Below are 15,048 nucleotides of genomic sequence, written 5' to 3'. Positions count from 1 at the left end.
TCCGGCCCGGCGCCGATGCCGTCTGCCAAAATGCGATGCCTCGTGCTGCCTGTGTCCCCTCGGGAGATCAGCGCGACAAGCGCTTAAGCTCGGCGCGCGCCTTCTCGGTCAGGGGATCGTCACCGTGGCGCGCGATGAAGAGCTCGAACGCCTCCGGCGTCCCCTTCTGGCGGGCAAGCTCGTATTCCTCGGCGACGGCCGCCGATGGGGCGCGGGCCGGTGGAACCGAGGGCGCGCGTAACGCGTTGCCGCCGTCGTCCGCGTTGGCTTTTCCGACCATGATAGGCACTCCTCCGAGGGGCAGGTGATCCATCCCGGCGAATGCCACCAGGGCACCGAACAGGCCGGCCGAGAGCAGGCGTAGTTTCATGATTGCCCTTTATAATCACGGGGGGCAGCTGGAACCGGCATCGTAGTCATTGTTCCGTATAAGTACGGAATTTGGTGCCTCGCACGGCATTATGGAAGAGGTCTGGCCGCATCGCCAAATTTAAACCAAACGTATGTTTCTGAAGATAGAATCAACTGTCCGCGCCCCGAATCGACCGGGGCTTGCTGCTTCGGAGATATCCCTTGGCCACCTCCGTCATCGCTAGTGCGACCAACAACGCAGACATCGACGGCCTGCTGGCGGGTACCAAATGGTCCGGCACGATCAGCTACAGCTTTCCCACGTCGTCCAGCACCTATGCCAATCCCTACTCCGGCGGCAGTGGCGAACCGACGACGTTGGGCTTTTCGGCTGCGCCGACTCAGATGCAAGCGGCGATCAACTACGCGATTGCGCTGATCCAGAGCTACACCAACGCGAGCATCACGTATAACGGCTCGGGCTCCGCCGACATCATGGTCGCGCAGTCGCCTGCGGCCAATCCGACCTCCTACGCCTATTACCCCGGCAACTACGCGGCCGGCGGCGACGTCTGGTTTGGCACGCAGTACGACTACACGCAGGCGCAGCTCGGCAATTACTATTTCACGACCGCGCTGCACGAGCTCGGGCATGCCTTCGGTCTCAAGCATAGCCAGGAGACCGGCGGCGTCGCCGATGTCGCGGTGCCGAGTGCGCATGACGACAGCGAATACACCGTCATGAGCTATCGCAGCTATGTCGGCGGACCGCTGACTGGCTACACCAATGAAGCCTACGGATATCCGCAGACCTATATGGCCAACGATATCCTCGCGCTGCAGACGCTCTATGGCGCGAACTACAACACCCAGAGCGGCAACACCGTCTACACCTGGAGCCCGACGACGGGGCAGGAGTTCATCAACGGCGTCGGACAGCTCGCGCCGGGTGGCGGCGTCGGCGGCTCGGCCAACCGCATCTACGACACGGTCTGGGACGGCAATGGCGTCGATACCTATGACCTGTCGACCTACACGACGAATCTCACCATCAATCTCAATCCCGGCGCCTCGTCGGTGTTCTCCACTACGCAGCTGGCCTATCTCGGCAATGGCCACTACGCCGCTGGCAACGTCTACAACGCCTATCTCTATAATGGCGACGCGCGCTCCTATATCGACAACGCCACCGGCGGCTCCGGCAACGACATCATCATCGGCAATGCCATCGCCAATATCCTGAAGGGCGGTGCCGGCAACGACACAATCACCGGCGGCGGCGGCAACGACACCATCGACGGCGGTCCCGGCACGGATACGGCGGTGTATTCTGGCAGCCGCGCGAATTACGGCATCGCCTACAATGCGAGTTCGCAGACGTTTACATTCACGGATCTACGTTCGGGTTCGCCCGACGGCACCGATACTGTCACCAACGTCGAGAATTTCCAGTTCGCCGACGGGACGATCTCAAGCGCCTTGCTGATCAGCCAGCTCCTTCCCCCCGTCGTGGTCGAGGCGATCGGCGTCACCAGCCTGGTGGAGAGTGGCGGTAACTATCTGCTCAATCCGACGGCCGGCGGCAGCGGGCCGGTGCTGAAATATCAGGGAGCAACCGTTACGGTCGGGGAGTTCAGCGGTTACACGCCGCTCGGCGTCGAGCAGACCTCAACCGGCTACGAGGTGGCGTGGAAGATGGCTGGCGCTGACCTGTATTCGGTGTGGAGCACCGATAGCAGCGGCAATTATACCGGAAATCTGTACATGCCTGGTTCCGGGTCCAGTGCAGCGTTCGAAGCGCTGGAGTCAAGCTTTCATCAGGACCTGAACGGTGACGGCGTAATCGGCGTGGCGGCTATTGTCGGCTCTGTGACCGAAGCGCTCGGATCGACCAGCCTCGTGCAAGTCGGTCAGAATTTTTATCTCGACGACATCAGCACCAGTACCGGCCCGACGTTGAAATATGGCGGAGTGGCCGTGGTCGCTGGTCAGTTCGGCGGTTACACGCCGATTGGTGTCGAGCAGACTTCGACAGGCTACGAGGTGGCCTGGAAGGTCGCGGGCGTCGATACGTATTCGGTGTGGAGCACCGATAGCAACGGCAACTACACCGGAAACTACTATCAGCCCGGTACCGGCTCCAGCGCAGCGCTGGAAGCGCTGGAGCCCAGCTTCCATCAGGACCTGAACGGTGATGGTGTGATCGGCGTGCCGGTGCCTGCGGGCACCGTGATTGAGGCACTGGGATCGACGAGCCTGGTGCAGGCCGGTCAGAATTTCTATCTGAAAGACATCAGCGCTAGTACCGGCCCGACGTTGAAATATGGCGGGGTGGCTGTGGTCGCCGGCCAGTTTGGCGGTTACACGCCCATCGGTGCCGAGCAGACCTCGACCGGCTACGAGGTGGCCTGGAAAGTCGCGGGCGCCGATACGTATTCGGTGTGGAGCACCGACGGCAACGGCAACTACACCGGAAACTCCTATCAGCCTGGTCCCGGATCCAGCGCAGCGCTCGAAACACTGGAGACAAGCTTCCATCAGGACTTGAATGGTGATGGTGTGATCGGCGTGGCGACTATTGTCGGCACTGTGATCGAAGCGCTGGGGTCGACGAGCCTCGTGCAGGTCGGTCAGAATTTCTATCTGAAAGACATCAGCACGGGTACCGGCCCAACCTTGAAATATGGCGGGGCGGCCGTGGCGGCTGGTCAGTTTGGCGGTTACACGCCGCTCGGCGTCGAGCCGACCTCAACCGGCTACGAGGTGGCGTGGAAGATGGCTGGCGCCGATCTGTATTCGGTGTGGAGCACCGATAGCAGCGGCAATTATACCGGAAATCTGTACATGCCTGGTTCCGGGTCCAGTGCAGCATTCGAAGCGCTCGAGGCAAGCTTCCACCAGGACCTGAACGGTGACAGTGTGATCGGCGCCCATGCAAATATCCCCGATCCGCATGCTGCCGTCGTTTCCGGTCCCGGCCTGCTCGCAAGCCATTGGCACATTGTCTAGGTCTGACGGGACCACCGATCGGCGCGGCCGATAGGGCCGATCTTGTTGACGCATGCCCTGGGCGGACGACCATCATGGGGTCGTCTTTTGTTGCGATCGCCCTGTAAACGGATATAACGGTCCCGTGAGGGTATTCCATTGCAGAAGCAGCAAATCGTCATTTTTGGTACAGGCGAAATTGCGGAATTGGCAGATTTCTATTTCTCACATGATTCACGCTACGAAGTAGCGGGCTTTACCGTCGATGCTGCGTTCCAGAAGCAGTCGGAATTTCGCGGCCGGCCGGTCGTGGCGTTCGAAGACGTCGCCACGAAATTCGCGCCCGAAAGCCACGATATTTTCGTCGCTGTCAGCTACGCGAAGATCAATGCGGTTCGGGCCGAAAAGGTCGCAGCCGTCCGCGCCAAAGGTTACCGGCTTGCGACTTATCTGAGCAGTCGCGCCACGGTGTTTCCCGGGTTCGAGGCGAAGGAGAATTGCTTCATTCTGGAAGACAATACGATCCAGCCATTTGCGACGGTCGGCGCCAACGTGACGCTCTGGAGCGGCAACCATATCGGCCATCACTCGACCATCGAGGACGACGTCTTTCTGGCGTCGCATGTCGTGGTGTCCGGCGGCGTGCGGATCGGGCAGGGGAGTTTCGTCGGTGTCAACGTCACGATCCGCGATCACGTCACGATCGGCAAGAAGTGCGTGCTTGGCGCCGGGGCCTTGGTGTTGGAAGATCAGCCGGACTTTTCAGTCGTGGCGCCGCGCGGAACCGAGCGCTCGGCGGTACCGAGCACACGCCTTAGAAATTTGTGAGATCAGGAATGGCCTGGCGGCGTCTCGGCCAAATCTTCGCTCCCGACGGCAAATCGCCCTGGGCGCATAGCCATGCCGCGCTTCCGGCGCCTGTCCACCTCGCGGGCGATATCTTTCGCTTCTTCTACAGCTCGCGCGATACGGATAGACGTTCGCATGTCGGATGGGTGGACGTCGAAGTCTCTGAACGACCGCGCGTCGACGCTGCTGCGCATGCAGCTGTGATGGCGCCGGGTGAGGACGGCGCCTTCGACGACAGCGGTGTCGGGGTCGGTTGCGTCGTCAAAACAGCAGACGGTTTTTCACTGTATTACATGGGCTGGAATCTCGGCATTCGTTCGCCGTGGCGGAATGCAATCGGATTGGCGCAATCGCCGACGCTGTCGAGGGCGTTCGAACGTTTTTCGCCGGGGCCGATCCTCGATCGTTCGCCTGAGGACCCCTACACCCTTTCTTATCCAAGCGTATTTCGGCGCGGACCCGGCGACTGGTGGATGTGGTACGGCTCCAACCTTGCTCCCGCCGTCGGCAATGCAGACATGCAGCATGCCATTAAGGTCGCGCGTTCCAGCGATGGCGTCCGTTGGACACGTGATGGCACAGTTGCCGTCGGTTTTGCGACGGCCGCCGAATACGCTCTCGCACGTCCCAGCGTCGTGCAGATCGGCGAAAAGCTGTTGATGTGTTTCGCCTGCCGTGGCGAGCGCTACAGTATCGGTGCGGCATCGAGCAATGACGGCCTGAACTGGACGCGGCTTGACGAAACGATGGGACTGAGCCCGTCAAGCAGCGGATGGGATAGCGAGATGACCTGCTATCCAGCACTGTTCTGGCATCGGGAACGGCTTTGGCTCGCCTACAACGGCAACGGCTATGGCGCGACCGGTTTCGGCCTGGCGGTCTGGGAAGGCGAACTTCCACTCTAGGGCGTGCTTCAACCAGGTGGAGGCATGCTTGCCGGGAAGTCGGCTTCGCCCTTTCGAATTGTACTCTAATCGGGTACCCGGCCCATTCCCATCATGACGACGCCGAGGCCGGTTCGGTAAAACAGTCGCTGGATCAGGAAGAGGGGGTACAGCGTCGCCCGGTTCAGAATGATCCGTACCCAGGAAGGAAACACCGTCTTCCAGGGTATTTCACGGATGCCACTTGTCTCGGTCTGCTCTCTCTGGCTCTCGTTTTTTTTCGCGGCCGCGCCGCTGCGGATGATCATCCACAGACTGACCTTGAACAGCATGTTGATGGTGGGAACGCCAACCGACCAGACCGAGGTCTGGTCCAGATTGGCCTTGCGCAAAACCGCGTCCAGATCGTCGCGGTCATAGCGGCGGAAATGGCCGACGGTCTCGTCTTCCAGCGACCAGTGGTCGCGACGTCCGGGAACCCCGAGGATGATGTTGCCGCCCGGTTTCACAAACTTCGCAATCTTCTGCAGGAACGCCACATCGTCCGCGATGTGCTCCATGACCATGTAGCTGATGGCAAGGTCAACCTTGACGAAATCGTCGGGCAGGTCGTGCAGGTCGCCAAGCTTCAGCCGGTATTTGCCTTGCTGGATGTAGGGATCGAGCAGCGTCGCGGCGACTTCCAGCGCGCGCTCGGAAAAATCGATTCCGACACCGGTGAGGCCTTCATCGCATAACAGCTTGGACAGATCGCCGCCACCGCAGCCGACATCGAGAAAGGTCGTCCCGCCGCGTTCCCTGAACGCGTCGCGAAGCGCCTCCTGAGTGCAGAAGCTGCCGGGCGGGTTGATCCGTACGAATTTCATTTTGGTTATGTCCCTGGGGTCGGTCCCGCTCAGCATGTTCTGCTGCTTGCATGTTGCGACCAAAATGGTTCGTCCGGCGTACCCGCTATGACTTCTTGCTACGCGACGCCAGATATCCGGTAACCGAGTCGGGTGTACGGACCTCATATCCCAGCAATTTGCGGAGCTGAGCGTCGGTCGTGAATTTCTCGCCGAGTGCGGCCGGCAAATCGATTTGTTGGCGCAGCAGCGGGATCGTATAGACGTGATTGACGGCGCGTCGCGGCCGATCGGTCGTGTTGACGCTTCCGGTGTGAAACATCATGCAATCGAGAATGATGAAGGAGCCGGCCGGCGCCACCACGGTGACCGCTTCGCTCGCCAGGAAACGGTCTGACGGAAATGCCTCAAGCCGATGCGAAGCGGGCAACACCTGGGTTGCGCCGTTCTCGATCGTGAAGGCATCCAGGCAAAATAGCGCGTTGATCGCAAGCGGGCGGGACGAGACAAAGTGCTGATACGGCAAGTCGCGATGCCACGCACCTTGATTGTATCGTTCGGCGTGCGGCGGATTGATCACGCCGTTCTGCTGATTGAGGATGCTGTAGCCGGTAATCAGCCGATTGCAGATCTCGAGTATGATCTTGTTGGTGGCGAGTTCGAGAAATAGCGGCTCATACGCCATCGGCAATCTGACGGTGTTATGTTCGTCGAGCGCCTTCAGGGCCTCGATGCCGCCGTGTTCGGCGTAGTGACGCTGCCGCGCACGTTCGAATGCATCCGATAGGCTGCCGAGCCAGCCCGAATCGTAGCCGCCATCGATCACGGCGTAGCCGAGCTGCCGGATCGATTCACAGGCATACGCGATGTCCGTCTCCGAGGCGGTTTGCTCGATAACGCCGTACCGTCTGGAATTGGCCGGTTGCATGTGACCTCGTGCTGTTTCCGGATACGTCAGGTCGCCGGGACCGAGTAAAGATTCACGAACGCGGCCAGCCGTCCGTCGGTCCGGGAAAAGTCGATAACCTGATCGAGGTCGACGTCCTCCACACCATGATAGGTGCGTCCGTCGAACAGGACCAGCGCGCCAAAGCCAGCATCGGTTTCGAGGTCGATGCGTTGCTTGTTGCCGTCATAGATCACGCCGCCGCCGGTGAAGAAGTCGGTATTCTTGCGGCTGAGGAGCACGCAGATCTGATAAAATGGTTTGGCGATCTGGGCGCTGATGATCTGCGGAAAATGCGTGTCCCGATGCGTCGCCATGAAACCGCCGCCGCGCGGATAGTGATGGACCCGGCAGGCGTCCCAGAAACGTTCGCGTTCCGGGTCGGACCCGAACGAAGGGTCGACGCCCATCAGCTTGTTTCGGATCTGGATCATGGTCGCGAACAGCGATCCGAGCGCCGGGTAATTCTTGTCATTCGCGCCGAAGTAGATCGACTGCAAATTCTGGGCGTAGCTCTCGCCAAGACCGTTGCTCGAGCCGATCGCAAGTTTTCTCCAAGGCTCGTTTGCGAGCGTGGTGTAGTGGAATTTCTCGCGCGTGGCATGCAATTTGGACGCCTGCAGGCAGCGTACATATTCGGCCCGGGCTTGCAGGCTCGTCTGAGCGATCTCCGGATCGCGGAAGATCATGTATCCGTTCGAGTTCAGTTCGCGATCAATCTCGGCGGGATCGATTTCGGCTATATTCATCTTTCAATACCTCGGCGCGGAAAAGCCTGCATCGGGGCAGTTGTTGCCTCGCAAGATCAGCCCTTCCGGAGAAAATTCGAGCCATTCACTCGTCGATTGATATCAATTGACCGGCGTTCCGCAACCCCTAAGTCGGCGGGCGAATCACCCCCGGTCGGGGTGCCGAACGAGAAGGGTGAACTCGTAGAGCTCGTAGTCCTGCAACAGAGCGACCGAGCGTCCATACTTCGCAAGGCAATGGCGCAGCATGGCAACCGGGTCGGCATAATAAAGGTGCGGGCGCCGCCTTTCAGGGTCGCTCGACAGGCTCAGGATGTTGAATGCAAATCCGCGGCGCCCGGCGCGCGCGAGAATATCGAGCGTGTCGTCGACATAGTCGATCCAGGCCTCCGTGGGAACGTCGCCCTTGACGTTGAAAATGCCGCTCGCGATAGCAAAGTCGGCCACTTCCTCCGGTTCGCTGCCGATACGCCACTGACGATCCTCACCCTCGCCAAATAACTCCCGCGCCTTCTCGATCATGCTTGCGGCAATATCATAGCCGGTGAAGCGGCCCTGAAACCCTTCGGAGCGGAGGAAGCGCAGGAAATCTCCGAACCCGCAGCCGAGATCGAGAACACTGGCGTTTGAACTACCCTCGAGCAGACGAAGAAATTGCCTGTGGCGCCGATCGTGCGAAGCATTCCCGTTCCAGTCCACGCCTTGCGAAGTCGTTCCGTGCAGCTCAAGCTTTGAAGCGTAATACGACGCAACCTGAGGCAGGATTGCAGCGTCAACCCGGTCCTTCATCCGTTGATGTCCTTGTCTGGCGCGCGCGATTGCGGGACTGTCGCGTTTTCCGGGTGATAGATCCGGCGAATAATCGTGTACGGCCTGCGTTTTGTCTCGGCCAGGATGTTCGCAATGTAGATTCCAAAGATGCCGAGGACGAGGATGATGAGCCCACCAAGAAACCAGATCGAGACGATCTCCGACGTAAACCCGTCGACGCCAACTCCCCGTGTAAAATACCGGCCCAGAAAAAAGATGATGACCGCAATTGACAGGCCGAATATCGAAAGGCCGACGTAGAAGATCAAATACAGCAATTTGCTCGACGTTGTCGTGATGTCGCGTATCGCCATCTCGACCCGTCGCCGGAAAGTATAGCTGGTCGGCGACAGCGAGAGTTTTTTGAGCGCAACTGATTGCTGGCGAAAGCCCGTCACCTCCCAGAGATGGGATATCGAGAACTCACGATCGCGATGCCGGACGAGAGCCTTGACGTAATCCCGTGTCATCAGGCGCGCGGTGAAGACGTTACGCGGAACCGGATGGTCGCTCAGGAGGTCGAGCAGACTGAAGAAGGTTGCGCCGGGCAACCTGGCGAAAAGATTGCCGCGTCGCGTCGTCAGGATCCCATACACGACGTCACAGTCGCCTTGCGAGAAGCGTTGATACAAAGTCGCGAGATCTTCCGGTTGCTCTTCGAGATCGCTGTCGATGAGGAAGACTAGGTCGCCGGAGGCCTGGGCGAGACCCGTCATCATCGCCTTGTGGTGTCCGAAATTGCGGGACAGATCGACAATGACGACGCGCGGGTCGCTGCGCTGAATTTCAAGCGCGAGCTCGAGGCTGTTGTCTGGTGAGCCATCGTTGACGATGATCAGTTCGATATCGTCGGTGAGGGCTTGCGCGGCCTTCATTGCGCGGTTGTGGAACTCCTCGATGCTGGCGGCGGATCGGTAGAGAGTTGTCACGATGGAGAGTTTCACCCAACTGTCTCCGTGACGATATAAAAGATAATTACCATCAGCATCTTATGTGAGTTTCCACGGGAGGCCTGGGCGCGTTGGAAGTTAATAGGGCAATTTGCCTGAAGCCGCAAACGCCGAGCGCATCTCCTCAAATCAGTCATCCGCGGCGTGAGGAGGAAAAGTTCAACCAATCCAGCACGCCAAATAAGAGTCTCTGGCGTTGAACCTCAGGTGTGGCTGTCGGCGACTTACCACTGGGGCGAGTTGTGTCTGCCCTCAGCACGCAATCTCCAGGGAAGTTTGCCGCAAAACTATTGCTAAGTGTAGTTCAGAATTGCAGTTTTAAGCCTGCCACTCAGAAGCCCACCGTCTAAAGGCCTGCCGTCTTGGGGAATAGGGGTATTTTGTCTATTCCCTGCGGACGTCAGTCGACCCAAACACCCCCGTTTCATTCGTCGAACCAACCTAAGCAGTTGTGCACCCGGCCGGACGAAACCCGGCTCATTTGAGGAGGACGATAATGCGTCGTATAGCTTTACTCGCGGTTCTTTTGGGAATATTCGCGTCGGCCCCGGCACATGCCCAGGCCTCCCGCACTTGGGTATCGGGTGTGGGTGACGACGCAAATCCCTGTAGCCGCACTGCGCCATGCAAGACCTTCGCCGGCGCGATTTCCAAAACAGCAGCCTTCGGTGAGATCAACTGTCTGGATCCGGGCGGCTTCGGCGCCGTGACGATCACCAAGTCGATGACCCTGAACTGCAGTGCCACGCTCGGATCAGTGCTGGTCGCAGGCACGAATGGTATCGTCATCAGTGCGGCGGCGACCGACAAAGTCGTCCTCCGCAACATCCAGATTCAAGGCCTTGCGGGTACCGCTGCCCCTGGTCTCAACGGCGTCCGTATCCTCACCGCGGCGTCGGTTTCGATCGAGAACTGCGTGATCACGCAATTCTCACAAGCCGGCATCAGCGATGCCCGGACTGCGGGCAATACACTGCTTTTCGTTCGCAACACCATCATCAGTTATAATACTGGAAATGCCATCAGTCTGACTGCTACCGCCGCCAACAAGGCAGTTATTGAAGACTCGAGTCTGATCAACAGTGTCGGTAGCGGCCTCGGCGTCGGCAATCTCAATAACGCTTATGTCACGCGGACCGTCATTGCTGGCAACGCAGCCAGCGGGATCGTGAACGACGGTGGCTCGGCAATCAATGTGGATAGCAGCTCGATCACCAGCAACGGTACCGGCATCACGGCGAACGGAGTCATCCGGCTGTCGAATTCCGACGTGACGCTCAACACCACAGGGTTCGCCGGCTTGGCGACAGTTTCCTATGGAAACAATCGTTTGGCCGGAAATACGACTTTCGGGGTCGCGGTGACGCCAGCCGGTGGAGCTTCGTCCAACCTCGGCGAGCAGTAACAATTCGCTCAACATCTGGCCGTCGCGTCGTCAGACAGTGGATGAAGAGCCCCGGACAGCGATGTCCGAGGCTCTTCTTCTGTCCGCGGGACGGTCAGCGGTGGCGCGGTCAGGATGAAGCCGGCTGGCGATCGACCTGGCCGGTGCGGCTCATATAGCGCAGCGCGTCCGCCCCGGTATTGAACAGTAGGTCTAGTATGGTCACGGCGTGTTCGAAGCCGCCGTGAAGTTGCGGATATTCCGGATAGCCCTCATAGCTCATCCATTCCGGAGTGACGCCGGCGGTTGTGAACATCGACTCGTCGAAATAGCCACGCGCCGACGGCCCGCTAAGGTAGCAGTCCGCGCCGGCCGCGCGGGCGATCTCCAGCAGCCGCTCTGTCTTGGTGCCCTGCGCCGGATAGGCGGTATCCCGGGTAATGCGCGTCTTGAGCCCGAGCAGTCCGACGATGCCGTGGAGAAAGATCGCATTGACATCGGTCAACAGACGTTCCTTGTCGGCGCGTTCGTACCAGCCCTTCACCGTTGGCGCGAACTGCTCGAAGCACGCGGCTCGTTTGTACGCCAGCTCAAGTGTGCGCCAGTGTTTCTCTGCCCACGGCTGCTCGATCTCGACCTCGTCGATAGGCTGTTCAAACCGGCCCTTGGCGAGCACAGGAATGGTCAGCCATTGCACGCCGTTGGCGGTCTTGATCTTGTTGCGGTTGTGCCAGTGACGTTTGGCATATTGCACGCGGTCGAAGACTACATACTCGTCGCATTGCCCGATCAGGTCAAAAAAACCCTTCCAGGGGATGTAGCAGGACTGAATGATGCAGATGCGCAAGTGAAGACCTGAGGAGTGTATGGTTGACAGACTTGGTAACACAAATGGTAAGTTGGAATTCAATGATCTTCAGGACTTCCCATACTATTACCACATCGGACTGCTTGTCGCCGTTCCTGCCTCTGCTGTCCATAGTCCGTCAGGACCGTGGGCGCCGGCATGCCCGGGGGCCAGCACGCGATCGGCCGCTTGTGTCTGATACCGCCCCTGCAAGATGACCGAGAAGTATCGAGCTGATGTCGACGGTCTTCGGGCGGTCGCAGTGATTTTGGTCGTCGTCTACCACGCGTTCCCGCGCGCGATGAGCGGGGGATTCATCGGCGTCGACGTGTTCTTCGTGATCAGTGGGTACCTGATCACGGGTATCGTTCTCTCGGGCATTAATTCATCCAGCTTCAGCATCAGGAAATTCTATGCGCGGCGCGCGAGAAGAATTCTTCCTGCCCTTGCGACTGTGCTTCTTGCCGCGCTGGCGATCGGATGGGTGGCAATGCTGCCGTTGCCGTTTCACAATCTCGGTCTCCACGCTATCGCCGGCGCGCTGTTCTTTCCCAACCTGTTGCTTTTGAACGAGGTCGGATATTTCGACGCGGCGGCAGAAACCAAGCCGCTGCTGCACCTTTGGTCGCTCGGTGTCGAAGAGCAATTCTATCTGTTCTGGCCGCTGCTGCTGTTAGGCCTGACGAAGATACCGAAATGGTCGACGGTCGGGCTAATATTCGTGGCGATCGTGTCGTTCCTCTATTGCTGTTATGCGACGCGATACCACCCGGCCACGGCGTTCTATTCTCCGATATCACGGCTGTGGGAACTTGCGATTGGCGGATTCCTTGCAACGGGCAAATTTCCTGCGACGAAGCGGTCCGACCTCATGTCGCTTGCAGGGATCGTGCTGATCGTCGCAGGCGGTTTTTTTCTGAAGAGGTCGAACGTTTTCCCGGGCCCCGCGGCCCTGATCCCGGTAACGGGCACGGCACTCGTTGTTATCTTCGGCTCGCGTATCCTGCGGCAGCAGTGGATCGTATCGATCGGCCTGATCAGTTACCCCTTGTATCTGTGGCACTGGCCGCTGCTGACGTTCGCGGCGTTGGCCGGCTTCGTGTCGGTGCCGGCGAAGCTCGCCGTGATATTGTCAAGCCTGGTTCTGGCGGCGCTCACGACCGCGTTCATCGAGCGCCCGATCCGATTTGGCTGGCTGCGTCCATCGAGCGTTGCCGTTTCGCTTTCGTTGATGGCCTCGGTGCTCGGCCTGTCGACGGCGGTCTGGAGCGATGATGGTGTTTCCTCGCGGTTCCCCGAGCAGATCCGTCCGGTTTTAGCGGTCATGCAATACAATCCGGCGTTAGGTGGCCGGGTTCTCAAGTGCTGGCTGGAATTGACGACGAGTTTCGAAAGCTATCGTCCCGAATGCAGTGAGGGTTCCACCCTGGTTTGGGGGGACTCTCACGCAGGGCGCCTTTATGCGGGGCTGGCGGCGCTAAAACAGAGCACCAGCGAGATCGCGCAGTTTACGCGGGACAGTTGCCCGCCCTCGGCGCTCGAAGGAGGAGAGGCTTGCGCCGCCAGCAATCGCGCGATTCTCGCAAAGATCTCCGAACTGAAGCCAAAGAGGGTCATTCTTTTCGCGGTCTGGACCAGCTACCCGGAGTACAAAGGGCTCAACGCGGAAAACGCGATGAGCAGTAGTCTGGCCGAGATGCTTCGCCAGCTAAAGACCGAAGTCGGTGAGGTGATCCTGGTTGGTGCGCCGCCGCTCTGGACACCTGATCTGCCAATACAGGTTTACGATTTCTGGCGATCAAACGGGCAGCTTCCCGATCGCTTGCCGCCTCGCACCGAAAACTATCAGTCCATCAACATGGGGCTGGCGCGCATGGCGGCCGAGACGGGCGTGCGGTTCGTTTCGCCTTTTGCGGTGCTGTGCAACGAAGCGGGCTGCCTGACGCACACGGCGTCGTCGAGGACGGAATTGCTGACTTGGGACTATGGTCATCTCACGATCGAAGGTGCGGAATTTATCGCCAGATTGTTGCGGATCGAGTAGGGGTTGCGCGGCAGAGGGATCGTTATCGGCCGGTCGGTATGGATTTCACCGGCCCACACGTTTAAGATTTTGCCGAGGTTGAGAGACCAATGCGGGCGGCGATGAAACGAGTCTTTGAAGACTGTCGGGCTGGCAGCTTGGCGCAGGGGTCAGGGCGCGGCTTGGCATCGAACCGCGCTGCGATCACAAACGGCTTGGCTGTGGCGCTGTTTCTACTCTGCGCCGTTGCTCCGGCCCACGCCCAATCCCTCGGCCAAGGCCTCGCCGCCTTCAAGCGGCAGGACTATGTGACGGCGTCCCGCGTCTTTATTCCGCTCGCCGAGCGCGGCAACGTGGCGGCGCAGTCCTATCTCGGCTTCCTGTTCGAGACCGGGCGCGGCGTGCCGCAGAACTACACGGAAGCTGCGATGTGGTACCGGCGGGCGGCGGAGCAGGGCGATGCCCGCGCGCAATATTCGCTGGGGCTGCTCTACGACCGCGGCCAGGGCGTGCCGCAGGACATCGTCGAGGCCTCCAAATGGCTGAACCTGTCGACCGCCGCGTCGCCGCCGCGGGTGCGGGAATCCCGGGCCCGGATCCGCGACGCCGTCACCACCAAGATGACGCGCGGGGAGATCGCCCAGGCCCGCCTGCGGGCGCTGGAATGGGCGCCGAGCCGCGAGCGCTGACGCCGGCCGCCTGGGATTCCAGGACGCCTCCAGCAAAAAAGTCGAAAACAACCCCATGCACAGTAGGCGACGGCAGGCGGCCGGACGCCTCGCGCCTGCGCCGCGGTGAGGATTCACCCTGAGCGCACCAGGCTTTAGCCAGCCCAGCCGCCGAGCCAGTTCAGATACCACGTCTCGCCCAGCCACCCGATCCAGATCGACGGTGCCAGGAACAGCCCGAACGGCAGGAAGGCGGTCCCGCGCAGCGGTTTCCTTTGCAATGCAGCATTGGCGACATAGGCGCCGATCGCGAGCAGCGCCGCGAGCTCGATCACCGCGGCCACCGTCGCAAGATCGAGCCAGGCCCCGCTGACGGCAGCGAGCTTGACGTCGCCGAGCCCGAGCCCGTCGCGGCCGCGCCAGTACCGGTAGGCCAGCATCAGCAGCAGCAGCGGAAGTGCCGCGGCGACGGCACGCGCGATCGGCCAGAGCAGCGCCTCGGCACCGAAATCGGGCACGAAGGCCGCGGCGCGGAGCAGGGCGAGCGCGAAGGCGGCCCCCGTCAGCTCGTTCGGGATCAGATAATGGCGGGCATCGTTCGCGGCGATGGCGAGCATGAGAGCGGCCAGGAACGCACCATAGAGGCCTTCCGCGGTGGGTGCCGTGACGAGGCTTGCGAACACGGCCACGAGCAGCGCGAGGCTGAGGACGAGCGGGGCGCGGATCCCGTCATGCGCATCTTCCCCGGTCACAC

The 15,048-nt window shown here is 60.3% G+C and carries 14 protein-coding genes; 6 read left to right on the top strand and 8 right to left on the bottom strand.

What is annotated here, in order from left to right:
- Window positions 1-67 precede the first annotated feature (67 nt).
- Entirely contained in the window at window positions 68-370 is a 303-nt protein-coding gene (locus FXB40_RS27945) for a hypothetical protein (RefSeq protein WP_148775342.1), read from the bottom strand.
- Between the two features lie 203 nt (window positions 371-573).
- On the opposite strand from FXB40_RS27945, the gene FXB40_RS27940 reads away from it, so the two are divergent.
- From FXB40_RS27940 to FXB40_RS27930, 3 genes are all read left to right on the top strand, one after another.
- Window positions 574-3,360, top strand: a complete 2,787-nt coding sequence (locus tag FXB40_RS27940; protein WP_148775341.1) for a M10 family metallopeptidase C-terminal domain-containing protein — start codon at window positions 574-576, stop codon at window positions 3,358-3,360.
- 138 nt (window positions 3,361-3,498) lie between these two features.
- Window positions 3,499-4,167, top strand: coding sequence for an acetyltransferase (locus FXB40_RS27935; RefSeq protein ID WP_148775340.1), 669 nt, complete (start codon window positions 3,499-3,501; stop codon window positions 4,165-4,167).
- Window positions 4,168-4,175: 8 nt separating this feature from the next.
- Window positions 4,176-5,093, top strand: a complete 918-nt coding sequence (locus tag FXB40_RS27930) for a glycoside hydrolase family protein (RefSeq protein WP_148775339.1) — start codon at window positions 4,176-4,178, stop codon at window positions 5,091-5,093.
- A 65-nt stretch (window positions 5,094-5,158) separates the two neighbouring features.
- Here the strand turns inward: FXB40_RS27930 and FXB40_RS27925 are convergent, their stop codons facing one another.
- From FXB40_RS27925 to FXB40_RS27905, 5 genes are all read right to left on the bottom strand, one after another.
- On the bottom strand, window positions 5,159-5,938 hold the full coding sequence (locus FXB40_RS27925) for a class I SAM-dependent methyltransferase (RefSeq protein ID WP_187437186.1): 780 nt from the start codon (window positions 5,936-5,938) through the stop codon (window positions 5,159-5,161).
- 85 nt (window positions 5,939-6,023) lie between these two features.
- Window positions 6,024-6,845: a phytanoyl-CoA dioxygenase family protein gene (locus FXB40_RS27920; protein ID WP_148775337.1), complete on the bottom strand. Its 822-nt coding sequence runs from the start codon at window positions 6,843-6,845 to the stop codon at window positions 6,024-6,026.
- Window positions 6,846-6,871: 26 nt separating this feature from the next.
- On the bottom strand, window positions 6,872-7,612 hold the full coding sequence (locus FXB40_RS27915; RefSeq protein ID WP_148775336.1) for a hypothetical protein: 741 nt from the start codon (window positions 7,610-7,612) through the stop codon (window positions 6,872-6,874).
- Between the two features lie 144 nt (window positions 7,613-7,756).
- A complete protein-coding gene (locus FXB40_RS27910) occupies window positions 7,757-8,401 on the bottom strand; it encodes a class I SAM-dependent methyltransferase (RefSeq protein WP_148775335.1) in 645 nt (214 codons plus the stop codon).
- The gene (locus FXB40_RS27905; protein WP_283812954.1) at window positions 8,398-9,351 is read right to left on the bottom strand and encodes a glycosyltransferase family 2 protein; all 954 of its coding nucleotides are present in this window, start codon (window positions 9,349-9,351) and stop codon (window positions 8,398-8,400) included. Before FXB40_RS27905 ends, FXB40_RS27910 begins: the two co-directional genes overlap by 4 nt.
- Window positions 9,352-9,958: 607 nt before the next feature.
- On the opposite strand from FXB40_RS27905, the gene FXB40_RS27900 reads away from it, so the two are divergent.
- Window positions 9,959-10,777 (top strand): right-handed parallel beta-helix repeat-containing protein, encoded by an 819-nt coding sequence (locus tag FXB40_RS27900; RefSeq protein ID WP_187437185.1) that lies wholly within the window; start codon window positions 9,959-9,961, stop codon window positions 10,775-10,777.
- A gap of 109 nt (window positions 10,778-10,886) precedes the next feature.
- Here the strand turns inward: FXB40_RS27900 and FXB40_RS27895 are convergent, their stop codons facing one another.
- Window positions 10,887-11,603 (bottom strand): WbqC family protein, encoded by a 717-nt coding sequence (locus FXB40_RS27895; RefSeq protein WP_148775332.1) that lies wholly within the window; start codon window positions 11,601-11,603, stop codon window positions 10,887-10,889.
- Window positions 11,604-11,817: 214 nt separating this feature from the next.
- Between FXB40_RS27895 and FXB40_RS27890 the strand changes: the two genes are divergently transcribed.
- Window positions 11,818-13,647: an acyltransferase family protein gene (locus tag FXB40_RS27890; RefSeq protein WP_148775331.1), complete on the top strand. Its 1,830-nt coding sequence runs from the start codon at window positions 11,818-11,820 to the stop codon at window positions 13,645-13,647.
- A 161-nt stretch (window positions 13,648-13,808) separates the two neighbouring features.
- Window positions 13,809-14,315 carry a tetratricopeptide repeat protein gene (locus FXB40_RS27885; protein ID WP_430648163.1) on the top strand — a complete coding sequence of 169 codons (507 nt, stop codon included), beginning with the start codon at window positions 13,809-13,811 and terminating at the stop codon, window positions 14,313-14,315.
- 134 nt (window positions 14,316-14,449) lie between these two features.
- On the opposite strand, the gene FXB40_RS27880 is transcribed toward FXB40_RS27885, so the two are convergent.
- Complete coding sequence (locus tag FXB40_RS27880; RefSeq protein WP_148775330.1) at window positions 14,450-15,046, bottom strand: prepilin peptidase; 597 nt, start codon at window positions 15,044-15,046, stop codon at window positions 14,450-14,452.
- Window positions 15,047-15,048: the final 2 nt, after the last annotated feature.

Source organism: Bradyrhizobium rifense, from assembly GCF_008123425.1.
Lineage (GTDB): Bacteria > Pseudomonadota > Alphaproteobacteria > Rhizobiales > Xanthobacteraceae > Bradyrhizobium > Bradyrhizobium rifense.
The sequence above is the reverse complement of the archived record's forward strand: the minus strand, read 5'-3'. Positions and strand labels throughout refer to the sequence as shown.